Origin of the sequence: Streptomyces wuyuanensis (genome assembly GCF_900103455.1) — a bacterium.
GTDB classification, from domain to species: domain Bacteria; phylum Actinomycetota; class Actinomycetes; order Streptomycetales; family Streptomycetaceae; genus Streptomyces; species Streptomyces wuyuanensis.
The window spans coordinates 38,454-62,554 of sequence record NZ_FNHI01000031.1; the positions used below are offsets into that span (position 1 = coordinate 38,454).

A 24,101-nucleotide genomic window follows, 5' to 3' on the forward strand; every position below is an offset into this window, starting at 1 on the left:
CGGTGAGGCCGCCCCCTTCCTCCGTGATCTGGAAGAAGACCTTCCCACGGCCCGGTGCACGCTGCACCGAGGCCGTCTTCCTGCCGTTCGGCGCGTCACTGACGGTGACCCGGTCGCCGGTGATCAATCGCACCGTGCTCGTGCGGTCGTTCGACGCGGGCGTGTGCGCCTCGGTCCCCTGCGGGGACCGCGCGGCAACGGGCGTCATCACGCCCGCCACCACCATCGCCGACATCGAAATCACCGCCCCAAGGCGGATCCGTCTCATTGGTGATTCAGCCTTTCTGTCAATTCCCGATGATCGTCAGGGCACGGCGTCAGTGAGCGGCCGTCAGGGCGGCACGGAACCGGGGGACACAACGTGGGACATGCGAGACGGACGGCGCCCGGCCCCGGCGTGAACCGCGACCGGCCGCCGGCCCTCGAACCCGCCTGTCCGTCCGTCGGAGCACAACTCGAGCCGGTGTGACCCGGCCTCGAGCCGGTGTGAGGGGAGAGGTGGTGGCGCCGCCGGAGGCAGCGGACGAGCCGGCCCCGGGCAGAGCGCCGCCATGAGCAATTACCCCCCGTCCACCTGCGGTTCACGACCCGAGCGAAATCATCAGGCGCACCAACCGGCGTGTCATCCCCTCCCCGGTGGCACAAACGCGTCATGTCAGAACTGCGACACGCACCGCCGTCCGGTCGTTGCGCCCGGGTCGCCGCGGGGGCTTCGCCGGCACGTGTCTCGCCGCTTACAGCCGCGCCCGCCTGAACCCGGATCTGGAGTGGGCGGACGTCCTCGCGCTCGCCGTACTGGCCGGCATCGGCTTCACCGTCGCCCTCCTGATCCGAGGGGACCTGAAGTGCCGCTTCCCGCCACTGCGGTCGACCGGTCCTGCTCCGCCGGGCTGACCGCACAGGGGAACCCCTCGGGGCGCCTGCTCAAAGGCACCGGGCTCGAACGACGACAAGGCCACCACGCCCGATGATATGTTCGATTAATGAGCGCAGCAGGAAGCAGCAGGACGGCGGGACACGGCGCCCCCCGGGAAGTCGATGCCCGTGACGCCGGGGCCTGGTCGGACGTGGCCGGGATTCCAGCGGACCTGCTGGCGGCGAAGGAACTCGTGTACGACCCGAGCGGGTTCACGTGCTCCCTCCCCGTACTCGAAGCGGAGAGCGCCGACTACGGGGCGTGCGCGTTCACACTCGACGGCCTCTCGGTCAGATTCCGCACGGCCAAGACGACGCCGGCGAAGGCCGGTCAGTTCGTGACGGTGTGGAAGAGGCACGCAGGCGGGCCGATCCAGCCCTTCGACTCCGAGGACGACGTGGACCTCCTCGTCGTCGGCGTGCGTGAGGGCCGGAGCCACGGACAGTTCGTGTTCCCGCGGGACGTGCTCTGCGAGCGGGGCGTGTTCGCCCGCGAGGGCTCCGGAGGCAAGCGGGCTTTCCGCGTGTATCCGCCCTGGGTGACGACGACCAGCCGGCAGGCCGGCAGTTCGCAGAGGTGGCAGACGAACCACTTCCTCCCCCTGCCTGCCACCGGGACCGCCGACGCCGACCGGGCCCGCTCGCTGTACCACGCGCCCCGCACATGACCCACCGGATCCCGGCCCCGTCGAGGAACGCCCCCAGGGTCCCCCTTACCGCGCTGTCGGCGTGAGCCGCTTTTCGAACCAGTGGTGGGCATAGGGCTCGTCGTTGAAGGCCGGGACCTCGGTGTACCCGCTGTCGCGGTAGAGGCGAGTGGCCGCTTCCAGCGCCCTGTTGGTGTCGAGCCGCACCAGATCGCAGCCGTGCCGGGCGGCTCGCTCCTCGAGTTCGGCCAGGAGGCGCCGGGCCAGGCCGAGCCCTCGGGCGCGGGGGCAGACCCACAACCGCTTGATCTCGGCGGGCGCTCCGGACGGCAGCTTGAGCCCGGCGCAGCCCACCGGCTCGCCGTGCAGCCGCGCCACGAGGAACAGTCCGTGTGGCGCGCGCAGTTCGCCCGGGTCGGGCAGCAGGCTGTTCGCGGGGTCGAAGCCGCCGTCGAAGAGCTCCCCCAGTTCGGCGGCGTAGGACCGCAGGCAGTGCGCGGCGTCGGGGTGGTCCGGGTCGAGCACCGCCAGGGAGACCGTCGAAGCGGTCAGCAGCCGCCCGACCTCGGCCATGGCCGAGGTGAGCCGCTCCCGCTGCCGGGCGTTGAGCGGGGCGAGGAGCGATGCGGCGAGTGCGTCGCTGCGGTCGTCGAGAAGAGCGCGTTCCTGCCGCCCGGCCTCGGTCAGCCGGACGGTGCGTACCCGCCGGTCGCGGGGGTGGGGCTCGACGGCTACGAGGCCGTCGCGTTCGAGCGCCCTCAGCAGCCTGCTCACGTACCCGGAGTCGAGGCCGAGCCGGTCTCGCACGCCGCGGACGTCGTGCGTGCCCCCGTCGCCGATCTGCCAGAGCAGCCTGGCCTGCCCATAGGGCCGCGCGCCGCCCAGATAGTGGTCGTGCAGCACTCCCACACGCTCGGCGACGGTCCGGTTGAAACGCCGTACCTGCTCCACCTGCCCCTCGTCCATCCTCTGACCTTAGTCAGAGGATCTCCGCCGGGCAAACCGGACCGCGAGGAGCCCGCGTGACGGTCTCCGGCGGAGATGCACGGCCCCTGTGCGAAGGAGCCGCCCGCGCGGGCTGCCGGCTGCGCGGGCGGCGGCTCCACCAGAACCTGAATCGCGGTGCGCAGGCATGTGCGAGACGCTGGGACGCAGGAGTGCCCCGCAACGGCGACGGCCGCGGGGAAGCGCGCCGACTGCGGCGACGCATGTCCTGGCCCGACACCCGCACCGAGCAAGGAAGGCGGGCTGTGATGAGCGATCCCGATACGGGCCCCGCCGGGCGGAGCCACGGCGAGACGGCCCCGCTTTCGGCGATACGGCTGAACGTCAACGACCAGGTGCGGCGGCTCGAGGTGGATCCGCGGACCTCCCTCCTCGACGCACTGCGCGAACACCTGCGGCTGAGCGGGACGAAGAAGGGATGCGACCACGGTCAGTGCGGTGCCTGCACCGTGCTGGTCAACGGCCGTCGCGTCAACTCCTGCCTGTCGCTGGCGGTCATGCACGAGGACGACGAGATCGTCACGATCGAGGGCCTGGGCGATCCCGACCACCTGCACCCCATGCAGCGCGCCTTCGTCGAGAACGACGGATTCCAGTGCGGCTACTGCACCCCGGGCCAGATCTGCTCGGCGGTCGGGATGCTCGCCGAAGTGGCGGCGGGCTGGCCCAGCCACGCCACCACCGACGTGGCCTCGCCGCAGATGGCTCTGACCGACGAGGAGATCCGCGAGCGGATGAGCGGCAACATCTGCCGGTGCGCCGCCTATCCGAACATCGTCGCGGCCATCCGCGGCACGGCGGAAGGCGGCACGCAATGAGGTCTTTCACCTACGAACGGGCCACGGACGCACGGGCCGCCGTCGCCGCGGTGTCCCGGGACGGCGCGAAGTTCATCAGCGGCGGCACCAATCTGCTCGACCTGATGAAGCTGGACATCGAGAAGCCGAGCCATCTCGTCGACATCAGCCGGCTCCCGCTGCGGGACATCGAGGAACTCCCGGACGGCGGGCTGTACATCGGCGCCCAGGCGGCCAACTCGGAGGTCGCCGCCGACGCCCGGGTGCGCACCCGCTATCCGGTGCTGTCGGAGGCGCTGGTGTCCGGTGCGTCGGGCCAGTTGCGCAACAAGGCGTCCACCGGGGGAAACCTGCTGCAGCGCACTCGCTGTCCCTACTTCTACGACACTGCCGCGGGCTGCAACAAGCGCGATCCCGGATCCGGATGCTCGGCGATCGGCGGGTTCAACCGGATTCACGCGATCCTCGGCGCCAGTGAGTCCTGTATCGCCACGCACCCCTCGGACATGGCCGTCGCCCTGGCCGTGCTGGATGCGGAGATCGAACTGCTCGACGCCGATGGGGCGGTGCGCCGAGTCGCCATCGCCGACTTCCACCGGCTGCCGGGCGACACGCCGCACATCGAGACCGTGCTGCGGCCCGGCGAGATGATCACGGGCGTCCTCCTGCCCGCGCCCCCGCCGGGACGGCAGCGGTACCGCAAGGTGCGCGACCGGGCGTCCTACGAGTTCGCGCTGGTCTCCGTGGCGGCCGTGGTGTCGACGACCGACCGGGGGACGATCGACGAGGCGCGGGTGGCGTTCGGCGGTGTGGCGCACAAGCCCTGGCGGTCCGCCGAGGCGGAGGCCGCGCTGACCGGCCGTCCCGCCACGATGGACACCTATCGCGCCGCCGCCGAGGCCGCGATGCGCGACGCGGTCGGACAGGGGCACAACGACTTCAAGATCGAACTGGCCAGGCGCACGTTGTGCCGCACGCTGGCGCAGGTGGCTGGGGCGGCCGAGCCCGGGGCGGGCTGAATGCGGGGCGGGCTGAATGCGGGGCCAACCGAGTTCCGGGGGAACCGAGGAGGCGAGATGATCGGGCACGCTGTGGACCGCGTCGACGGCCCGCTCAAGGCCACCGGCCGTGCCGCCTACGCCTACGAGCACTGGGAGGCCGGCCGGCCGCTGTACGGCTTCATCGTCGGCGCGACGATCGGCAAGGGCCGCATCACCCGGATCGACACCGAGGACGCCGAGGGCGCACCCGGCGTGCACCTGGTGATGACCCATCTCAACGCCCCCGTGCAGGGCCCGCGGGACGAGTCCGTTTCCTTCGAGTACTGGCGCGCCCAGCCGGAGCTCACCGGCCCGGACGTCCACCACTACGGCGAACCGGTGGCCCTCGTCGTCGCCGGGACCCTCGAGCAGGCCCGGGCGGCGGCCGACCTCGTCGAGGTCGAGTACAGCACCGGGCGGGGACGTTTCGACTTCGGCGAGTACGAGGACGACGTCTACATCCCGAAGGTGGTCAACGCCGGTCTCCCGACCGACACCGAGGTGGGCGACTTTCAGGCCGGGTTCGACAACGCCGAGGTCAAGGTCGACCAGCACTACACGACGCCGTACGAGTTCTCGTTGCCCATCGAACCCAACGCGTGTCTCGCGGAACCGCGCGGCGAGGACCTGGTCGTCTACGTCAGCTCCCAGATCGTCAACGCGGCCCGGGCCTCGGTCGCCGCCACGCTCCGGATGAACCCCGAACGCGTCCACGTCGTCGCCCCCTTCGTCGGCGGGGGGTTCGGCTCGAAGCTGGGCATCCACTCCGAGACGATCCTGGCGGCGCTCGCCGCTCGCACGCTGAACCGCCCGGTCAAGGTCGCGATGACCCGCCAGCAGGTCTTCCAGCTCGTCGGCATGCGCCCCATTTCGAGCCAGCGGGTCCGGCTGGGCGCGGAACGCGACGGGCGGCTGACGGCGATCGCCCACGACGTCACCATGCACACCAACCCCGACATCGAGTACGCCGAGCAGACCGCCGCCACCACCCGCAGCCTCTACGCCGCGCCCCACCGGTTGACCAGCCACCGGCTGGCGGCGCTCGACCTGCCACGCGGAACGGACGTCCGCGCACCGGGCGAGGCTCCGGGCATGCTGGCGGTCGAGTCGGCGATGGACGAGCTGGCCGACGCGCTCGGGATGGACCCGGTCGAACTGCGGATCCGCAACGAGCCCACCGTCGATCCCGAGCGAAACGTGCCGTACAGCGACCGCCACCTGGTCGACTGCCTTCGCGAAGGCGCGCGCCGGTTCGGATGGGAGAACCGCCCGGCCACCCCTGCGAGCGTGCGCGAGGGCCGGTGGCTGATCGGCTACGGCATGTCGGCGGCCATCCGCGGGCATTTCCAGGGGCCGACGGCGGTGCGGGTGCGGCTGGAAGCGGACGGCACCGCCGTCGTCCGGACGGACATGACCGACATCGGGACCGGCACGTACACGATCCTGACGCAGGTCGCGGCCGAGGGGCTCGGACTGCCGCTCGACCGGGTCCGGATCGAGCTCGGGCTCTCCGATCTCCCCGCCAGCTGGGGGTCCGGCGGCTCGTGGGGCGCCACCAACTCGTGCACCGCGACACATCGGGCGTGCATGGCCCTGCGCGAGAAGCTGCTGGAGGCGGCCCGCGGCGACGCACGCTCCCCGCTGCACGGACTGAGCCCGGCCGAGGCGGTGTTCTCCGACGGCGACGTCGGCATCGGCGGCGCGACCGAGACGCTCGGCGAGATCGTCGCGCGCAGCCATCCCGAGGGCTTGGAGGCGGAGGGCCAGGTCCGCTACATGGGCGACGAGCCGAACTACTCCGACTACTCGATCAACACCTACGGGGCCCATTTCGCCGAAGTGGGCGTCGACGCCGACACCGCCGAGATACGTCTGCGGCGGATGCTCGGCGTGTTCTCGGTGGGCCGCGTGTTCAACCCGAAGACGACCCGCTCGCAGCTGATCGGCGGCATGGTCTGGGGCGTCGGCGCGGCCCTCGAGGAAGAGGCCGTCGTCGACCCGCGTTCCGGCGCCTTCGTCAACCGGGATCTCGCGGGATACCTGGTGCCGGTCCACGCCGACATCACCGACGTCGACGCCGTGGTCCTGGACGGCTATGACGACAAGGCCAACGTGCTGGGCGCGAAGGGCGTGGGCGAGGTGGGCATCTGCGGGGCCGGTGCGTCCGTGGTGAACGCGGTGTTCAACGCCACCGGCGTGCGTGTGCGCGACTTCCCCGTCACCATCGAGAAGGTGCTGCCCGGCCTGCCGCCGCTGGACGCCTGAATCGAGGGACGCCGGTGCCGGTGCGCTCGCAGGGGCGGGGGCGCCGGGGGGTACCCCGACCGTGGCCCCCGGGCCGTCGCCCGGGACCGGCACGAGGGCGAGGCGAGGGGCCCCCGGTCGTGGCGCGGCGTTGTGCGCCGGCCGCGCCGCCGGGCCCCGGTGGCGGTCGGGGACGCGAACGGGTGATCTCCCTCGGCGCCCGGTCTGCCTCACCGGGGCAGCGGTTACGCGTGCCGACATGAACGAAACGATTCATCCTCTCCGTGTGCGTACCGCTCTGCCCGCTTGTCTCCTCGTCTGCTCCGCCCTGCTGGTCACGGGCTGCGGCAGCGACGGGGGCACCAAGGGGCCGGCGTCGGTCGCGACCCCGGCTGCTCCGACCGGCATGAGCCCCACCGCCTCTCCGAACCCCACCGGCACCGGGACGCGCCTCACCGACGACCAGGCCCAGCGCATGGCGCTGGTGCAGGCGGCCAAGGTCCCCTGGGACAAGGCCGCCGGCACGGCGACCGGCGCCGTCGCCGGGAGCGAGTTGGTCGCGATCGAACTGCGGCGCTACGAGGGCGGTGCCACCGCCTCTCCTGCGCCGAGCCCGGGCAGCCCCGAGTGGGCCGCCGAAGTGGCCGGCCAGAACGGCACGGTGCACAGGGTCCTCGTGGACGCGGTGTCGGGCAGCGTGCTCCGGTCCCAGGCCGAGACCGATCAGGACGCCGACGACATGCGCGAGCTCACCGACCGTCTGACCAAGGCCCAGGTGACGCCGGAGCAGGCGGTGAAGACGGCGACGGGGAGGAAGCAGGGAACCGTCACCGACGTCCACCTCGACAGCGAGGACAACACGCTCGTGTGGTCGGTCGACCTCGTCAACGAGCAGGACTGGAGCAAGACGGCCTTCGACATCGACGCGGCCAGCGGCGAGGTCCTGCGGGAGCAGGTGGACAAGGACTGACCCTCCGCCCGGTCCGTGGACCGGGGGCCTCCCGGTGCACGGGCGGGGCGCTCGCCGAAGCGGGCCGAGACGGAAGCGGGCCGCGGAGGCGCCTTCGGCAGGCACCTCCGCAGCCCCTTGCCGGCCCGCGCGGACGGCGCCGGCCCTGGTCCCGCCGGGCGGACGCGGACCGACGGCGGTCCTTCGGCCCGCCGGTCCGCCGGCGTGTCACAACGTCGTCACCGGCGGGTGCTGCGCTCGCCCGGTACCGGAACCCCTTCCTCGGTCACGTACTTGGTGCCGTCGTCGTACTTGGTGACGGTGAAGGCGTCGAGCACCTCGCCGACGCCCTTGTCGGTGGTCGACCTGTCGTCCCACTTCGCCGCCACCAGGGCCTCGTAGCGGAGCTGGTTCTTCGAGACCCGGATGCCCTGGAACGTCGAGGTGTGTCCGGCGCGCACGACCTCGGTGGCGCCGTTGCGCCTCCAGACGCTCTCGCCCTCGGGAGCCAACTCGTAGTACTTCGGTCCGGACACTGCGACGGTGTAGACCGGCCCGGTGGTCACGCCCGGGGTGCCGGTGGCGTCCGAGTCGACGTACCCGCGGGAGTACACGTGGTCGTGGCCCATCAGCACCAGGTCGATGTCGTTGCGCTGGAAGACCGGCAGCCAGGCGTCCCGGACCGGCTTCTCGTCCCGCCCGGCGGCGGAGGAGAACACCGGCTGGTGGAAGACCGTCACCGCCCACTTGTTGGGGTTGTTCCCGAGGACACCGTCCAGCCAGCGGCTCTGGAGGTCGAGCCACAGCTTCTCCGGATCGGGGCAGTCCTGGCTGCACGCGGGCAGCCACGGCGGCGTCATCAGAGAACGGGCGTCACCGGTGCTGGCGTTGAGGGTGATGAACCGCACGCCCTGGTAGTCGGTGTAGTACGCCGTCTCCGCGATCACCTTGGCCATGTGCGCCTCGTAGACCGCACGCTGCCGTGCCGCAGGGGTGGTACCGGCGGCCTTGCCGGGGCGCGGACCGTCGGACGGGAACTCGAAGGTCGACTTCCAGGTGCGCAGGAAGGAGTCCCCCGAGTACTCGTGGTTGCCCGGGGCCGCGATGACGTTGGTGGTCTGGCTGTAGCCGTCCATGGCGGCGAACCAGTCGCGCCACTCGCTGTCGTTTCCGCTGGAGTTGATCAGATCGCCGGCGTTGACGCTGCCGACGGCGTCCGGGTAGCGGTCGTACGCCTGCTTCACCACCGGCGCCCACTTCGAGGCCAGCTCGTTCTGCGCGTCGCCGAAGTAGAGGAAGGTGAAGTCCTCGCCGGGCCGGCGGGCGGTGGTGAAGGTGTGGACCGGGCCGACCCACGAGCCGGTGCCGACCTGGTACTCGTACTTCGTGCCCGGGCGCAGCCCCGTCATCACCGCGGAGTGGGTGCGGCTCGGGACCCCGGCGGCGACCAGCTCCTCGTTGGCCCGCGCCGGGACGGTGCGCCACGTGCGGTCGCCGGGCCGGCGCACCCGCACCTCGCCCGCGGTCACCGCGGCGCCGGTGCGCCAGGTGACGGCCTGCGAGGCGTGCGGCGTACCGGTCGGAGTGAGCACGATCCGCTCGGGAGTCGTGCCGGGGACCTCCAGATCCCGCTTGGTGGTGAGCGCGACGTCGAAGATGTGCATGATGCCGCGGTCGGTGCCCTGGGGAAGGACGACCGAGGCGACGCGCTTCGACGGGTCGAGGAGCCGGGGCACGGTGCCGAAGACCTTGGTCTCGACCGTGTCGCTGCCGCCCGCCGCCCGGTTGCGGCCGACGGTGGTCACCAGTGGGGTGTTGCCGAACTGGTAGGTGGTGCCCGGGGTCCAGTCGGTCAGCTGGACGCCGACGTCCTGGGTGGACCCGTCGGTGTACTCGACGACCGCTGTTCCCTGGGAGGGTCCGTTGGTGGCCAGGCCCAGGAACGAGATCCCGGTCGCCCGGACGTTGCCCATGGGGACGCGCTGGCCGTGCGGAATCCAGTTGTCCGGCTGCCCGGGCTCCGTGTCCGGCCAGGTGAAGGTGACGCCGGTGTCGCCGTGCCGGACGGGCGCACCCGGGGCTGCGCCCGCCCCCGCCAGGCGGTTGCGGGACAGGGAGTTGTCGCTCAGGTCCAGCGAACCGGTGTTCCCGGCGCCGTCCGGCGTCGTGCCGGTGTTGTTGCGGGCGTCGCTTCCATCGGTGTACGACGGCGGCACGTCCGCCTCCCGTGCGCCCCAGGTGCCCCGGCGCGCCGACATGGTCAGGCGCAGCTCACCGCCCTCGCGGGCGAAGCCCTCGCCGAGCCAGGAGCGTGTGACGGTCTTGCCGTCGACCTTCATGCCGGTGATGTACGGCATGGTGGCGCCACCGGGCGACCGGACGTCGATGCGCCGCCGGCTGCCGGCGCTGTCGACCACGACCCGGTCGAACCTGGGCCCGGTCACGAGCAGGTCGGCGGTGCCGTGAACGGCCGGGTACAGGCCGATGTTGGCCCACACGTACCAGGCACTGAGCGAACCGAGGTCGTCGTTGCCCGGCAGACCGGACGGGGTCGTGCCGTACATCTCCGCGGAGGCGCGGCGCAGTGCGTCCCTCGCCAGGTCGGGCCGGCGCAGCCAGTGGTGGACGTACGGGGCCCCGAAGCTCGGCTGGTTGCTGAGGTAGGCGCCGCGGGTGTTGTACACACCGGCGTCGAGGGCGCCGAGGTGCTCGTCCAGTGCGAGTGCGGCCGCTTCCGTACCGCCGCGCTTCTCGATCAGTGTGCCGATGTTGTGCGGGACCATCCAGCCGTACTGCCAGCCGGTGGCCTGCTCGAACTGGTCGCCCCGCTCACCGAGGTTGAAGCCGCGGTCGAAGCCGTTGCGGTCCCTGGGGCGAATGTGGCGGCTCTGGTCGTCGAAGACGTTCTGCCAGTTCTGCGCCCGTTGCATGAAGCGGTCGTACGTCTTCTTGTCGCCGAGGCGTTTCGCGAGCTGGGCGATGCCGAAGTCGTCGATCGCGTACTCGAGCGTCTTGGAGGTCGCGGCGTCCTGCTTGCGGTTCTCGACGAACCCGACGCTCGTGTACTGGTAGCCGTGGCGGCGCAGGGTGCGGTCGGCCGGCAGGCTCTGCGTGTCCTTCATGGACTGCAGCGCGGCCCGCCGGTCGTAGTCGGTGCTGCCGAAGGCGTCGATCGAGGACAGCAGCGACTGCAGCGAGTCGCCGCTCATCTTCTGCTGGGGCTGGTTCAGGTGGGGCCAGTTGGGCCACTTCCCGGTCTGGCCCACCATCTCGACGATGGACTGGTTGATGTCGCTGCCGACCTTCGGGAAGAGCAGCGCGACGAGCTGGGCCTGGCTGCGGTAGGCGTCCCAGCCCGCGTAGGTGACGTAGTGGTGGCGTCCCCCGGCGACCTTGTGGACCTTGCCGTCGTAGCCCTGGTACTCGCCGTTGACGTCGTCGAAGGTGTTGGGGTGCAGCAGTGCGTGGTAGAGGGCGGTGTAGAACTTGGTCCGCTCCTCCTTCGTGCCGCCCTCGGTCCGGACGGTGTCCAGGGCGTCGCGCCAGGTCCGCTCGGCCGCCGTGCGCACCTGGCCGAAGGTGCGCGTGCCCACCTCGTGGGCGGCGTTCATCGCCGCGTTGGCGGTGCTGACGTAGCTCAGACCCACCGTCGCGGTGACCTTGGCGCCCTTGTCGAAGACGAGGTACGTGCCGGCGTCGTGCCGGGCCTCGCCGCCGCGTGCGGTGGCGGAGCCGGGTGTGACCGTGCCGCCCTTCCACGTGCCGTAGGACCTGACGGGCTTGTCGAAGGAGGCGGAGAAGTAGGCGCGGTAGCGGCCGCCCTCGTCGCAGACCGACGCTGCCTCCACCCATCCCTCGACGGTGCCGCCCTTGACGGTCACCTCGCTGCCGAAGACCCGGTTGTTGGAGCCGGCCACGTCGAGGATGAGGGTGGAACCGTCCTTGTCGGGGAAGTCGAAGCTGCTGACCGCTGTACGGGTGGCGGCCGTCAGTTCCGCTGTGACATCGTTGTCGAGCCCGACGGAGTAGTACCCGGGATCCGCCTTCTCGCGGGCGTGGTCGAAGCCGAGGTAGTAGTCGGTGACGCCGCTCGCCGGGCTGGTCGGCAGCGCACCGTCCGGCAGGGCGCCGGTGTACGGTGTTCTGGGTGGTGTCGAGCCGGGTGCCGATGAACGGGTCGACCGCGTCGAACGCGCCGATCGCGGAGGGCTTCTCGGCCACGGCCGCGGAGGGCGGCACGACGGCGAGAGCGCTGAGGGCGAGCACGACCGCGGTGAACCGGCGGCGGCCCGGCGGGAAGGAGCGCGGACGCTTCGGCAGCGTCCGCGCGAATGAAGTCCACATCGGGGATGCGGCGCCTTTCGGGATGAGTAGGCGTCACCGGGGGTGACGTTCACAACGGAGTCACACTCGGAGCGCCGTCGTTCGCCCGGGAGGCGCCGGGGGGACGGTTTCGTGAACAGCGCGCGAAGGGTGGGGTGGATGCCCGCACCTGCAGCCTGACCAACCCGTTGCGCGGCAGGTGCAGCACAGTGTCGCTCAGCCTTACCGAGGTTTGGACGGCCGGGTCGTCCGAGCGCCTGAATCCTTGCGTTCCGCAAGCAGGAACAGGACCGCAGCGGCGGCGATGCACCCGAAGCCGACGCTCATGCATGCCATGACCGTCTCGACGGAGGCGTCAGCGATCCGAGGGCCGCTGTTTACCAGCATGAGGGCGTAGATGCACAGCACGCCGTAGGCGCGAAGCCGCATGCCTGCCTGTCGCTCGCGCATCCACGACGGTGTCCACCCGGCCAGGATCGCCACCGGCACCGGCAGCACGACCACCGTGGACACTGCCAGCGCGATCCAGTGGTACAGCGGATTGCCGTTCACCCCGGCCCCCTTGTCGTAAGCGGTCACCAGCCTACGGAGGATCGGCGAGGCACGTCCATGCCGAGCACCGCGAGCTTCCGGCGAACCTGCTCCGGTCGGAGTACGGGACGATCGATGGCGTTGCGGATGCGCCGACCACCGGGACGGCACCCGTCGATCAGCCGTCCCCGGAGCCCGCTCCATAAGCCGCGGCGATGTCCTCGGACGTCGCCCAACGGCTGTACGTGGGCGACTGGGGCCAGCCGTCGGGCGAGTCCTGCCATTCCTCCTGCCGCCCGTACGGCAGTACGTCGATCAGCGCGAAGGTGTGGCTGAGCTGCTCGGTGCCCCGGCCGTTGGTGTGCCAGGTGCGGTAGACCGTGTCGCCGTCGCGCAGGAAGACGTTGACCGCGAATCCCGCGTCGGGGGGCGCACCGACGTCCGCTCCGAACGAGCTGTCGGCGGTCGAGTACCACGTCATCCGGTTGCCGACCCGCTTCTTGTAGGCGAGTGCCTCTTCGATCGGCCCCTGGGTGACGATGACGAATCGCGCGTCGTAGTTGTCCAGGAACTCCAGACGGGTGTACTGCGAGGTGAACCCCGTGCAGCCTGAGCACTGCCATTCCTCGCCCGCGAACCACATGTGGTTGTAGACGACGAGTTGCCTCTTGCCTTCGAAGACGTCCGCGAGCCGAACGGGGCCGTCCTCGCCCTCCAGGATGTAGTCGGGCATCTCGACCATCGGCAGCCGGCGACGCTCGGCGGCGATGGCGTCGAGCTCCCGGGTAGCGGCCTTCTCGCGGACCCGCAGCGCCTCGAGCCGGCGCTCCCAGGTCGCGGCGTCGACGACGGGTGGCAGTGCGTGGGTGGTCATGGTCCCCTCACAGAGCTCGTGCGCGGTTTCGCTGGTACATGAGGTGGACCGCACCCGGCCCCGGAACTCATCGGTCGCGGTGGAACGAATTCGCCGGACCCGGCGGCATCCTCCGGCGCACTCCGTCCCGAGGGCGTCAGCGGGGGCGCGGCTGCGGCCGGACGATCGGACCTCGCAGTCGTCCGTGGGCAGTGTGCGACGAGGGTGCGCGGTCGCTGCGCGGAAGCGGCCGGACGCCGCACGGGGCTCCGGGCGCGCCGTGCGGCCGGCGGCCGTGCGGCCGGCGCTGTCGCCGATGCGGCTGGGATCGCAGGCCCGGCCAATGGGAGAGGTCCGCTTCGCCCGGGCTACGGGTTTCGTGCGTCGGCGAGTTTGTCGAGTTCGCGCATCGCTTCGGCGTGGGCGCTCATCCGGCGACTCACACTGCCGCTCGTGAAGAGCGCCACGCCGACGACCGAAACCGGCACGGACAGCCCGAGGACGGCGACGGCTTCGGGCCAGTCGCGTTCGTTCTGGCACCAATCACTGCGCTGCAGGCCCTCGTTGGCCGTACCGTAATCGGTCAGCAGCCGTGACTCGCATTCTGCGGGATTCCGGTCGTCGGGCTCCTCGTCGACCTGGTACGGCGTGAGGAGCAGCAGGGCGCACCATGCCCACTGGAGCGTCGCCACGGCCAACAGACCGATTCCCCAGGCCCGTATCCGGCCGGCCCGGTCGCGGAAGTCGAGGTCGTACTCACGTGATCGCATGGCGGACGAATCTACCAACGGCCCTTCGCCGCGTGACGCGCGCACCGTGCTCGCTCGAAGTGACCGAGGACGGCTCACCGGGGGCTGCCCCCGTAGCGCGTGCAGAGTGCGGCCGTCAGTGCCGGCGACGCCCCGCCCGCCGTCCGAGGCGGCGGCAGGCGGGGACAGCGGCGAGGACGTAGGCGCAGTTCCAGGAGAGCTGAAACCCTTCGCGGCCCACAGTGGGGTCTTCCGGGACGATGCGGCCCTGGCCGTCCTCGTAGGCGTTGGCGACGTGCAGCATGTTGCCGGGTTCGCCCGTTGTGACGATGGCGTCCACCCGGTGCCGGACTCGAAGGTCGCCTTCCTGCTCGCCACTGAGGACCGCACCTTCTTCTCGAACGGCTCGACCACCGCCGGTGCCCCGGGTGGCATCGTCCGCCGGGAGCCGAGCCCGCCATGCCGCAGCGGTCGGCTTCGCCGCTCCCCTGCGGGCACACTCCGCTGCGGCCGCCACTCCCCTGCGGTCAGCTTCGCCCGACGCTGCCGTCAGGGCCTGGCGTGCTGGGCAGGACACGCGCGATGAGCAGCGCGACGTCGTCGTGATCGCCGGGATGGCGCAGGCTTCGCAGGAGCAGGTCGCAGGTGTCGTCCAGGGCGCGTCCGGGCTCGTCCAGGAGGGCGAGCAGGTTCGTCAGGCACGCGTCGATGGGCTGGTCCCGTCTCTCCACCAGTCCGTCGGTGTACAGGACGAGCTGGTCGCCCGGGCCCAGGGCGAGGGTGACGGATTCGAAGGTGCCGCTGCCGACTCCCAGGGGGGTGCCGGTGGGCAGGTCGAGCAGCTTCCGTGTCCCGTCGGCGCGAAGGACGGCGGCGGGCAGGTGGCCCGCGAGCGCGATCCGCGACTGGGCGGTGTGCGGGTCGTAGACCACATAGGCGCAGGTGGCGATGGTTTCCTGTTCGAGCTCCTCGGTGATGCGGTCGAGGTGCTGGAGGACCTGCGCGGGGTCGAGGTCCAGGCCGGCGAGCGTGCGGGTGGCGGTGCGGAGCTGTCCCATCGTCGCGGCGGCACCGACGCCGCTGCCCATGACATCGCCGACGACGAGGGCCGTCTTGTCGCCGCCGAGCGCGATGACGTCGAACCAGTCGCCGCCGATCTCCACGGCGGCCCGGGCGGGCCGGTAGCGGGATGCGACCGCCAGACCCGGGCCCGGCTGCGGCGAGGGCGGCAGCAGGCTGCGCTGGAGGGTGAGCACCGTGCGTCGTTGTTCCTGCACGGCGCGGTGCCGCTCGGTGACGTCGACACTGGAGGTGACCACGCCCAGGACCGATCCGTTTGGCGCTTCGAGCCGGTGGAAGGAGATCGACCAGGCATGCTCGTTCTCGGGGTCCGCCGGGGTCCGGCCGACCGTGTACTGGTCCAGGACCGGGGTTCCGGTCTCGAGGACGTCGCGCATCGTGGCTTCGAAGGAGGGGTCCAGGAAGGGCAGCACCTCGTGCACGTGCCGGCCCACGTGCTCGGCGGCGGGCACGCCGTTCATGCGTTCCTCCGCCGGGTTCACCGAGATGTAGCGGAGGTCGGTGTCCAGTACTCCCAGGCCGATCGGCGACTGCGACACCAGGCGGGCGGACAGCGCCAGGTCGCGCTCGAGCTGCCGTAGCGTCGTCTGGTCCGCAGCCAGTCCCAGGGCGTAGTAGTCGCCCTGGTCGTCCATGAGCCGCATGTTGCGGAACTCCACGAGCCGGGTGCCGCCGTCCTTGTGCCGTACGGGAAAGACCCCGGCCCAACTGTCGCCGCGCTCCATGACCTGCGCGAACAGTTCGATGACGAACTCCAGGTTCTCCTCGTGGACCAGCAGGCGGGCCGCGAACTCGCCCAGCGCCTCCTCCGCGCTGTATCCGAACAGGCTCTCTGCCTGTGGGCTCCAGAGATCGATCCTTCCCTCGGCGTCGAGGAGGACGGCCGCCACGCTCAGCAGGTCGAGCAGGCCACCGGAGGCGGTCGTGCCGGCGTCCCCCAGCGTGGGATCGGTCCAGGACCTGGCCACACCCATACCAGTCCTCCTCACAGCCCACACCGCGACCTGCGCAGTAGCGTGCGGCCCGGGCCCGGCCGGGGCACTCGGCCGCAGCCCCATCGTCCCCCCGAATGGGTCCCCCGTGCAGCCTCGCGGCCGCGAGCCCGTCGGTGCGGCATCCGCGCCCGGACGCCTCGCCCTGATCGGCGACGGGCGTGAAGCCAGGCGGAGGGGCGTTGGCGTCCGGCGCCGCATGCCGGGAATCCGGCGGTGCGTGTTGGACGGGCAGGGCCCGCCGCCGGCACTCGCGACCCCGCGTTCCCTACGGTCCACGGACGGTGACTCGGGCTGCGTGGCCGGCCGGGCCTGTGCCGGTCGGCAGCCCCTGGTGGGAACGCATGCCCGTCCGACGCCGTTGCCCTGGGCCGCTCTCCCGCCCCTGAGCACGGCACGGACACAGTATCGGGCAGAGCGCTGGAGGGGTCTCTCGGGCAAGGTCCCCGAGAGACCCCTCCAGCGCGAGGGTGCTGCCCGCCTCGACGCCCGCGGATCCATGCACCCGTCGCAGGACGACCGACGGAGGCGATCAACTGGCGGAGGCGTTCCAGAGCGCCTCCGCGAACCCGACCGGGACCGTCAGGGGCAGGGATGCTCCTTGCCCTTCGGGCCCCACCTGGTGCGTTCGTCGCCACGGGCGACCGTGCCGCACAGCAGCTCCGTCACGGGCTCGCCGTCCCGGCCCCGCAGCACCGCGAGGAGCTTGCCCTCCGTCAGCCGTCCGCCGCTCGCCACGCCGTGTGCGTCGATGTGGCCCGTGGCGCCGTCGAAACCGCCGCCGCCCAGGCCCTGGTAGAGCACGCCCTGCACCAGCCCGCGGTCCAGGCGGTCGTCATGGCCGCCGGTGGTGCGCCAGGCCTGATCTATGCCCTCGGCGAGGTAGCGCAACGCGTCCCAGGCGAGCGCGACATGGCCGTCCTCGCGCATGGCCCTGTTCCTGGCGCTGCGGTCGCCGCCGTACGCACGGTCGTACGCGGCGAGGAAGGCCGCCGCCTCCGGGCTCTCCGCCGCCAGCGTGGGTGCGTAGCCGTGCGAGACGTAGAAGAGGGACAGTCCCTTGAAATGGTCCCAGGGACGCTGGTCGTCCGTGAGGGCGTTGGTGACGTCGTCTCCCGCGAGCACGCTGATCTTCGGGCAGCCGCCGGACATGTGGGAGATCTCGGCCAGGAACAGCTGGAACTGGCTGGCCCGTGCGGACCACACCACCGCCGTCCGCGGTTCCTCACTCACCGCACGGCACACCTCACGGGCCAGGTCCTCGACGGTCGGGATCGGCCGGCCGCCGAGTGCGCCCGGTATCGGGTCCGGCTCCGGCGCGTCGGTGGGTGTGTAGAGCAGGACGTCCGTGCGCCCCGCTCCGTATGCCGCGCGGAAGGAGGCGGCCAGGCTGTTGCTGTAGGCGTCGGTGGCGTCGGCGACCAGACTCACCCGGCGCACCGGCCGGCCGCCCTCGGTGATCCCGGCGCCGGAGGCGAACGCGGCCATCAGCTCGGCGGCCCGCGCGTCCGTCGCTGCCGTCTGGTAGTAGTGCGTGCCCTGCCGCAGGAGTTCGTCGGCGGTGCCCGAAGTGCCGACCATCGGGATGCCTGCCTTGTCGAGGATGCGCATGGCCTCGTACGTCTTGCGGCGGCTCTGGCCGAAACCGACGACACCCGCGATGGTCGGGTCGCTCGCGGCGAGCTCCGCGATCCGCTCGGCGACGGCGGGCGCGTCCTTGAAACGGTCACCGGCATTGGCGGCGAGCACCCGCAGCGGGACGCGTTCGCCGGAGCGCAGTGCCTGCGCGTTGATGTGCCGCTGAGCCACCGCGATGCCCCTCAACTCGGCCAGCGTGCCCCCGCGCACGGGGTCCTCGGCGTCCTTTCCTCCCGTGAGCGGGCCGAAGTAGACGACGGTGCGGCGTCCGGGGCGCGGGTCGTCGGCGGGCCGGCCGGCGAGTTCCTCGTCGACCTCCTCGTTCTGTCGCTCGATCTGCTCCAGCACGGCCTGTACGGCCTGCTCGCTCGGCCCCTTGCCGAAGCCCGCGGAGCCTTCGCCGACCCCGACGCACTGCCCGTCGGTGCCGAGGAAGGTGGAGCCCTGGCAGGGGTCGTCCTCCTCGCCGTTCCACGTGCCGGGCACGAGGACGAAGCCGGCGGCGACCACGACGGCGAGCGCCGCCGCGCCGAGCGCCCCGGCCACCTCGGCACCGGGACCCCAGCGCGGCGACGGCGTCACCAGCGTCGGCCAGCGGCCCAGCCAGTACACCGCGGCCTGATCCTCCTCGGGCCCCTCGGCGACCGGCACGACGATGCCGGTCGGCTGGTCCGGCAGCATCCCGCGACGCTCGATGTTGATCAACTCGGCGCCGGCCTGGGCGAGGCCCGTGGCGTGGATGTCGGGGATGCGCGCGGCCAGCGAACGTACGCCGCCCGCCACCGCGAACACCGACGTGCAGCGCAGGTCGTCCACGGCGGACCGCAGCTCGCGCAGGAAACGCTGGACGCGCGAGTCCTCGTGGCCCGCCTCGTCGAAGAGCAGCACGAAGCGGGTGGTGCGCCGGCGGCGCCACGGGTTGAGGAAGCGGGTCCGGCATGCCCGGTCGAGGTCTGAGAGCACGGCCTGCATGAGCACCCGGTCCATGCGCTCGGGCTCGTCGACGAGCTCGCCCTGGACGAGGTCGAGAGCGGAGCGGAAGAAGTCGGTGGGCGGGCTGCCCTGCTGCTGGCGCACCCAGCGTGCGTACCAGCGGGGGTTGCGGGGCTTCCCGAGCATGCGGCGGTTCGCCCGGCGTCCGTAGAGGGCCCGCGGCAGGCGCTGGAAGAGCGGGCCCGCGACGAAGTTCCACAGCAGTTCCAGGAGCGTGCCGCCGTTGGCCTGGTCACGGCCGCCGAGCCACCACAGGACCTGGGCCAGGGGCGACCATTGGCGATGCTGTGCGTAGCAGTGGTTGCGCAGTTCCGTGTGGCGGCGCTCCATGAGCCCGTCGAGGGCGGGGGCGGTGACGACGGAGCGCAGTAACCGGTAGCTGTGTAGGTGCAGTTCGCCCGTGCCCGGCGGCATGGTCTCCCTGAGCTGGTTCGTGAGCAGCTCGAAGAGGTGCAGCGGCGGCGGGTCGGCGCCGTCCGGGATCTGCGGGATGTGCGCATGCGGGGCGAGCACCTCGCTGCGGCCGCGCATCCGCGAGCGGAGCCCTGCGACTATCCGGCGACCCGCGTCGCCGCCGTCCGGCTCATGGAGCAGGACGACCGGCACTCTGCTGCGGCTGCGCCGTGACTGCACCACCAGCTTGTCGAACGCGTCGACGAAACGATCGACGCCGGGATAGGCCGGAATGCGGCTCTGAGGATCCCCCGTGCTCATGTGCAGCCCCCTTCGTCTCCCCCGGGATACAGCTCTGCCATCGGTCAACCGGTCCACATGTGGGCAGAGTTAATCATCCGTCACTGACAGTCGGGCCGGGATCCGTCCGGCAAATGATCTTCATGTGGTTCGCGGAGCCGGAGGAAGAGTGACACGGCCCCAAAGACCTGCCCGGCGGCAGCGGCCGGCCGGCGCGTTGGTCGCCCCCGACAGCGAAGCTCCGAGTGGAGGCGTGACCGTGCCCGGGATGACGGTGCCTGCGCCGGCGGTCTGGAGCGTGTTGCGACAGCGGCTCCGTCCGCCCGCATGGCGGGGGCTCGGCGTCTGGTGCGTGCGAGCAAGGCGGGGGATCATCCTCGTCCTGGACGCACTCGGATGACTCCGACGACTTCACACACCGATGATCACCGGTGGCCGCGGCCCTTCCCGGACCAGCCCCAGAGCCTCGGCAAAGTCGCGTGATGTCTGGTTCTGAGAGGATCGCAGCGTGTTCAACTTCGGGATCGAAAGCTACCGGCCTCAATGGCTGAACGGTCGCTCCGCGGTCGTGGCAGGCCATGGTTGGCAACTGCGTGCGTTCGTCGGCCGTCCGTTGACCCATGTCTGGCTGGTCTGGGACGTTCAGGACGACGAGTGGTTCTCCGACTGCCCGGTCCTGCTCGACTTCAGGGGAGAACAGGTTGAGATCAACCACCAAAGGCTCGACGACCTCTCGATCACCTGGAACACGGTGGTCCCCCACCAGCCGGTCCTGTGGGCCGACTTCGATCTCCAGTGGCGCCACGACATGCGCGCCGAACTGCACGCCCTCCAGGGCCAGACCCTTCAGGACGTAGAGCTCCTCGAGTGGACCGGGAGCGACATGGCCCAGGGCGCAGTCGCCGTCAGCTTCCGCTTCCCGCACAGCCAACTGACGATCGCCAACGCCCTCGACGAGAATGGGCTGGCCTTCGGGCCACCAGAGTCGCACTACCGGCGTCACTCACTGCGCTGAAGTACCCGGCCCTAAACCGGGCACCCTCACGCATGTCGAGGCCGTGGGCCCGGCCTCGATCGGCAGACACGATCTACGGCTGGAGTGTCAAGCCCTGCCTCCCTGGTGAAGAAGCCGCCCAACTGAAACGGAAGGTTCGGCGAACGGAGGGGAGTGCTCGCCTACTGTCGGCGTGGAGGCAAACACGTGTCCTGGCCGTCTGTGATCATCCTTGTGCCCGCGGAGCGACGACCGTCGCTCGAAGAGCGAATCCGTGGCTTTGAGCTCGTGCCGGATTCCGTGATGGGTGACGAAAGGCTGCACTGGCACGGGTACTCGTACTCCCTGGACCTCTCGGGCGGGATCCTGGCGGACTACGAGCCGGACGAGCTCGGGCAAGTGACGGCCTCGATCGGCGAACCGTACGCGTTCTACGTGTCGTGCCAGTCCATGGACGCAGCCCGGGCGTTCCTCCGCGACGTCCTTCCTGGTGTCGACGGGCTCGTCGACACCAACCACTTCGAGATCCTGCAGGCGAGCAGGTTCCTCACACTGCTGGACAGTCATCCCAGTTGGGACTGGCGCCGCCAACCGAGCACGGACCCTCAGTAGGCAGGATCACCTCAGCATCCGTCGCCTGCGGGACCGGATCAGGATGGCAGCGAGGTGCAACGCGGCCCGATACCCACGGTCGCCCGAGAGGACCGGTTCGGCCGGCATCAAGGCTCGATCCGGTTTCACTTCGCATCAGTGTCACTGACCGAACAGACACATCCGATCGACTGACCCACCGATCAAAGAGACACGCTCTCAGCCTGGCTGTTGGGCTGTGCGCCTGAGTGCAGCCGGCTCGCAGCCTGGTCCCATGGCCGGGGCTCTACCAGGTCGTCCCTGTCGATGGCGTCCTCCTCGAACCAGCCCGTCCCCGCGAGCCATGTCCCCAGCCACGCTGCGAGGCCGGCAGAGTCGAGGAACCAGCACTGCTCCCAGGATCCGCCGTTGTACGGGTTCGGCTCGAAGAGCAGGACCTGACCGTCCGCACTGAGACAGTCGACGCCTGCATACATGGCGCAGCCCCAGGTCAGGATCGGAACGACACCTTCGGGCCACTCGGGGTACTCCGCTCCGAGGGACGCCTCACGTCGCGTCATGTATTCGCCCACGACGCTGGAGCCCGGACCGTGAAGTGGCAGCAGTCGGTAGTCAGGCCCGAAGCCACCGTCGGCCACCTCGCGATACAGGCGAACAAGCAGGGGATGCAGCGCGAAACCCAGTAGCCCCTCGGCCTCCGAGATCTGGGCATCGTCGACGGGCTCGGGAAGGTCCTTGCTGTCCGACGCGGCCCGGAGGGCAACGCGTTTCACGAGGTCATCAATGTCGGTCACGACCATTATGCTGTCAGAGGGCACTGACATGTCGACGGCGCCAAGCGACCTCGTCGCCCGCTCGCCGGAGCCGAGCGTGTGGATGGGTCGGCGAGATCGACGTACTCAAGGTCGGCCTCGCCCGCGCCGGGGTCAACCTCGCCCGGATCGACCGGCGTTCCCAGCGACGAACCGTCGCAGGAATTCATGCTGCGAGTGTGGGTGATCGAACGCCTCGGTCCCCGAAGACGGGAATGCCAACGGGAGTCCGGAGGCATTGGGCACCGACACGCTCGCAGCCCTGGCGATGTCGCCATCAGAAGCTGCGGCCCTCGCCACCGACTGGCCTGAGCTTCCCTTCGAACAGACCCGTGAGCTGTGGCGGCACAAGAACCCGACAGCCCACCTGGAGCGGCTCATCGGCCACCTGCAGCCCGGCCCGACGCGCGGCCGGCTTCTTCCCTGGATCGAGACGCGCCGACACCGGCACTGATCGGCATCGGCTGAACTTCACCACCCTGGGTCGAAGTTCAGAGAATGCGGCCTGCACGTCTACTGCTGCCGGCCCGGGCTGAAGGAACCGGCAGGGCTGCCGGATCACCGGACCGAGCGCGCACCGACGCGGACCAGCACGTCGTCGGCCAGTTCCTGAGGTCTCAGCTCACCGTCCAGGAACACGGTGTCACCGGGCAGCGAGTCCTCTGCGGCAATACACGACTCGATCTTGGACTTACACCACCTGCGGACCCGCTCATCCTGCTCGGGGTCATCCGGAGTGAAGCTCCGCCCGTCGATCCGCTCCACAAGCACATCCTCGGGGACCTTGAGGAAGAAGTGCTGCGTAGTGATTCCCACGTCCTTCAGCGCACCGAAGATCTCCTCGACATAGCCGGGGTCGACCAGCGTCATGGGCACCAGGACGGGCCGCTGATACTCCTCGACAAGCCCCACGGCCAGGTTCGCGACCTGTCGCCTCCACAGCCGCAGATCCTGAAAATCGCCGGTCGGGACCTCCACGATCTCGCGCAGCACATACCCGACCATCTCCGGGTCGTAGACCAGCGCCTCGGGCCAGCGCGAACGTACTTCGTCCACCAGAGTGCTCTTCCCGCTGCCGAACGCGCCGTTCACCCAGACGATCACAGACATCTCCCCGTCGATGGATACCCCGCTGGGCACACCCGCCCCTGAACGACATGCGACACGAGGGTAGGGCCAAATCCTCCTGGTCGGGTTCCGGCCGGAGGAGCGCAAGCCGGCCGAGTCGCGCGCGACCGACCGGCTCGGGTGTGTTGTCGGTGATCACGACCGTACCCGGCCCCCGTGGTCCCCCCGCCATCCGGCCGGGGCGTGCACCGCGCGAGTTTCCACGCCCTCTCCGCCACCCCGTTCCTCGTCCCCCGCCCGCCGCCGTCCCCGCCACCGGCCGCACCGTCAGGTCGGCGAATCCGAGGCGCGCCCGTGCCCCGCCGGGCGGGTGGCGTCCGCGACGTCCGCGAGCAGGCCGTAGTACTCCGCCGGCCGCCGGTCGAAGTCGGCTGCGGCGGCCAGTGCGGTGGGCTCGCCGTCCGGCCCGCGCAGCAGGTCGACCGATGCCTGCGCGAACCGCTCCGCGGCACGGTCCTTCACGGACTCGTCGAGCAGAAGCCGCAGTTCGGCGACTGCGGCCGACGCACGACGGCGCTGCTCCGGACCTGCGCGCAACATCCTCAGGTGCCCGCCCGCAGGTGCCGCCTCGGCCAGCAGGGGCTCCAGCCGCACGGCCAGGTCCATGCCCGCCGCCGCCGCGGCGCCTGCGCCCGGGCCCGCCTCCACCAGCACCCGCAGAGCGCCGAGCAGCGCCGCCGGCTCCGGCGCGTCCGCGTCCAGACGGACCGCCACGTCCTCGCCCACCTCGTCGGCGATCAGCCGCGCGGCGGCCACGGCCACCGCGGCCGTGCGGCGGCCCACACCGAGGGGCACCAGGCCACCCTCGCGGGCGTCGAGCACGGTCCGCACGCCGCCCTTCGCCAGCCGCCCCGCGCGAAGCGGTCCGGCCTCGGTGCGCTCCAGCCGGGCGAGCGGAATCCGGCCCAGCTCCGCGTCCACCGACGCTCTGTGCAACGGGGCCCATGCCGTGCGCACCGCGTCGACGGCCCGCTCGTGGTCGTGCGCCACGGACACGACGGCCTCCCTGAGCAGCGTCGCCCGGCGGAACACATCCGGCCGGGCGCCGCCGACCCGGTACAGCGCGCGCACGTTCCCACCGACGAAGTCGACGAAGCCGACGACCGTCAGGAGCAGCCCGCCGGCGA

The 24,101-nt window shown here is 71.0% G+C and carries 20 protein-coding genes and 1 pseudogene; 10 read left to right on the forward strand and 11 right to left on the reverse strand.

The genetic code is table 11. The features are described from left to right. Nucleotides 1–23: 23 nt before the first annotated feature. The 3 genes and pseudogenes from BLT82_RS38340 to BLT82_RS33415 all read left to right on the forward strand — a co-directional run bounded on the left by BLT82_RS38340 (nucleotide 24) and on the right by BLT82_RS33415 (nucleotide 1,583). Nucleotides 24–401, forward strand: a complete 378-nt coding sequence (locus tag BLT82_RS38340; RefSeq protein ID WP_244529847.1) for a hypothetical protein — start codon at nucleotides 24–26, stop codon at nucleotides 399–401. Nucleotides 402–705: 304 nt separating this feature from the next. Further along, nucleotides 706–831 (forward strand): annotated as a pseudogene (locus tag BLT82_RS33410) (Na+/H+ antiporter NhaA); the annotation flags it as partial. A 152-nt stretch (nucleotides 832–983) separates the two neighbouring features. Beyond that, a complete protein-coding gene (locus BLT82_RS33415; protein WP_093661759.1) occupies nucleotides 984–1,583 on the forward strand; it encodes a MepB family protein in 600 nt (199 codons plus the stop codon). Nucleotides 1,584–1,628: 45 nt separating this feature from the next. Here the strand turns inward: BLT82_RS33415 and BLT82_RS33420 are convergent, their stop codons facing one another. Continuing rightward, nucleotides 1,629–2,528, reverse strand: a complete 900-nt coding sequence (locus BLT82_RS33420) for a bifunctional helix-turn-helix transcriptional regulator/GNAT family N-acetyltransferase (protein ID WP_093661761.1) — start codon at nucleotides 2,526–2,528, stop codon at nucleotides 1,629–1,631. A 287-nt stretch (nucleotides 2,529–2,815) separates the two neighbouring features. On the opposite strand from BLT82_RS33420, the gene BLT82_RS33425 reads away from it, so the two are divergent. From BLT82_RS33425 to BLT82_RS33440, 4 genes are all read left to right on the forward strand, one after another. Beyond that, nucleotides 2,816–3,385: a 2Fe-2S iron-sulfur cluster-binding protein gene (locus BLT82_RS33425; protein ID WP_093661763.1), complete on the forward strand. Its 570-nt coding sequence runs from the start codon at nucleotides 2,816–2,818 to the stop codon at nucleotides 3,383–3,385. Then, on the forward strand, nucleotides 3,382–4,383 hold the full coding sequence (locus tag BLT82_RS33430) for an FAD binding domain-containing protein (RefSeq protein ID WP_093661765.1): 1,002 nt from the start codon (nucleotides 3,382–3,384) through the stop codon (nucleotides 4,381–4,383). Before BLT82_RS33425 ends, BLT82_RS33430 begins: the two co-directional genes overlap by 4 nt. Nucleotides 4,384–4,440: 57 nt before the next feature. Continuing rightward, nucleotides 4,441–6,669: a xanthine dehydrogenase family protein molybdopterin-binding subunit gene (locus tag BLT82_RS33435; RefSeq protein WP_093661767.1), complete on the forward strand. Its 2,229-nt coding sequence runs from the start codon at nucleotides 4,441–4,443 to the stop codon at nucleotides 6,667–6,669. Nucleotides 6,670–6,934: 265 nt separating this feature from the next. Beyond that, the gene (locus BLT82_RS33440; RefSeq protein ID WP_244529848.1) at nucleotides 6,935–7,618 is read left to right on the forward strand and encodes a PepSY domain-containing protein; all 684 of its coding nucleotides are present in this window, start codon (nucleotides 6,935–6,937) and stop codon (nucleotides 7,616–7,618) included. 218 nt (nucleotides 7,619–7,836) lie between these two features. On the opposite strand, the gene BLT82_RS33445 is transcribed toward BLT82_RS33440, so the two are convergent. From BLT82_RS33445 to BLT82_RS33475, 7 genes are all read right to left on the reverse strand, one after another. Beyond that, nucleotides 7,837–11,994, reverse strand: a complete 4,158-nt coding sequence (locus BLT82_RS33445; protein WP_404205711.1) for a GH92 family glycosyl hydrolase — start codon at nucleotides 11,992–11,994, stop codon at nucleotides 7,837–7,839. Between the two features lie 148 nt (nucleotides 11,995–12,142). Beyond that, nucleotides 12,143–12,499 carry a hypothetical protein gene (locus BLT82_RS33450; RefSeq protein ID WP_093661771.1) on the reverse strand — a complete coding sequence of 119 codons (357 nt, stop codon included), beginning with the start codon at nucleotides 12,497–12,499 and terminating at the stop codon, nucleotides 12,143–12,145. Nucleotides 12,500–12,629: 130 nt separating this feature from the next. After that, complete coding sequence (locus BLT82_RS33455) at nucleotides 12,630–13,325, reverse strand: DUF899 domain-containing protein (RefSeq protein ID WP_093661773.1); 696 nt, start codon at nucleotides 13,323–13,325, stop codon at nucleotides 12,630–12,632. A 347-nt stretch (nucleotides 13,326–13,672) separates the two neighbouring features. Further along, the gene (locus BLT82_RS33460) at nucleotides 13,673–14,074 is read right to left on the reverse strand and encodes a hypothetical protein (protein ID WP_093661775.1); all 402 of its coding nucleotides are present in this window, start codon (nucleotides 14,072–14,074) and stop codon (nucleotides 13,673–13,675) included. 115 nt (nucleotides 14,075–14,189) lie between these two features. After that, the gene (locus tag BLT82_RS33465) at nucleotides 14,190–14,393 is read right to left on the reverse strand and encodes a hypothetical protein (RefSeq protein WP_093661776.1); all 204 of its coding nucleotides are present in this window, start codon (nucleotides 14,391–14,393) and stop codon (nucleotides 14,190–14,192) included. Nucleotides 14,394–14,580: 187 nt separating this feature from the next. Continuing rightward, nucleotides 14,581–16,107, reverse strand: a complete 1,527-nt coding sequence (locus BLT82_RS33470) for a SpoIIE family protein phosphatase (RefSeq protein WP_093661778.1) — start codon at nucleotides 16,105–16,107, stop codon at nucleotides 14,581–14,583. Nucleotides 16,108–16,707: 600 nt separating this feature from the next. Beyond that, complete coding sequence (locus tag BLT82_RS33475) at nucleotides 16,708–19,470, reverse strand: type 1 periplasmic-binding domain-containing protein (RefSeq protein WP_244529849.1); 2,763 nt, start codon at nucleotides 19,468–19,470, stop codon at nucleotides 16,708–16,710. 547 nt (nucleotides 19,471–20,017) lie between these two features. Here BLT82_RS33475 and BLT82_RS33480 point away from each other — a divergent pair. Both BLT82_RS33480 and BLT82_RS33485 read left to right on the forward strand, forming a co-directional pair. Then, nucleotides 20,018–20,464, forward strand: coding sequence for a hypothetical protein (locus tag BLT82_RS33480; protein WP_244529852.1), 447 nt, complete (start codon nucleotides 20,018–20,020; stop codon nucleotides 20,462–20,464). 282 nt (nucleotides 20,465–20,746) lie between these two features. After that, the gene (locus BLT82_RS33485) at nucleotides 20,747–21,055 is read left to right on the forward strand and encodes a hypothetical protein (RefSeq protein ID WP_244529854.1); all 309 of its coding nucleotides are present in this window, start codon (nucleotides 20,747–20,749) and stop codon (nucleotides 21,053–21,055) included. A gap of 182 nt (nucleotides 21,056–21,237) precedes the next feature. Here BLT82_RS33485 and BLT82_RS33490 read toward each other — a convergent pair whose 3' ends face one another. Beyond that, on the reverse strand, nucleotides 21,238–21,858 hold the full coding sequence (locus BLT82_RS33490) for an SMI1/KNR4 family protein (protein WP_093661784.1): 621 nt from the start codon (nucleotides 21,856–21,858) through the stop codon (nucleotides 21,238–21,240). A gap of 226 nt (nucleotides 21,859–22,084) precedes the next feature. Between BLT82_RS33490 and BLT82_RS33495 the strand changes: the two genes are divergently transcribed. After that, the gene (locus BLT82_RS33495; protein WP_093661786.1) at nucleotides 22,085–22,300 is read left to right on the forward strand and encodes a hypothetical protein; all 216 of its coding nucleotides are present in this window, start codon (nucleotides 22,085–22,087) and stop codon (nucleotides 22,298–22,300) included. Nucleotides 22,301–22,404: 104 nt separating this feature from the next. On the opposite strand, the gene BLT82_RS33500 is transcribed toward BLT82_RS33495, so the two are convergent. Together BLT82_RS33500 and BLT82_RS33505 are read right to left on the reverse strand one after the other, a co-directional pair. Then, entirely contained in the window at nucleotides 22,405–22,950 is a 546-nt protein-coding gene (locus BLT82_RS33500; RefSeq protein ID WP_093661788.1) for an AAA family ATPase, read from the reverse strand. Between the two features lie 291 nt (nucleotides 22,951–23,241). Further along, nucleotides 23,242–24,045 carry a hypothetical protein gene (locus tag BLT82_RS33505; RefSeq protein WP_244529855.1) on the reverse strand — a complete coding sequence of 268 codons (804 nt, stop codon included), beginning with the start codon at nucleotides 24,043–24,045 and terminating at the stop codon, nucleotides 23,242–23,244. Nucleotides 24,046–24,101: the final 56 nt, after the last annotated feature.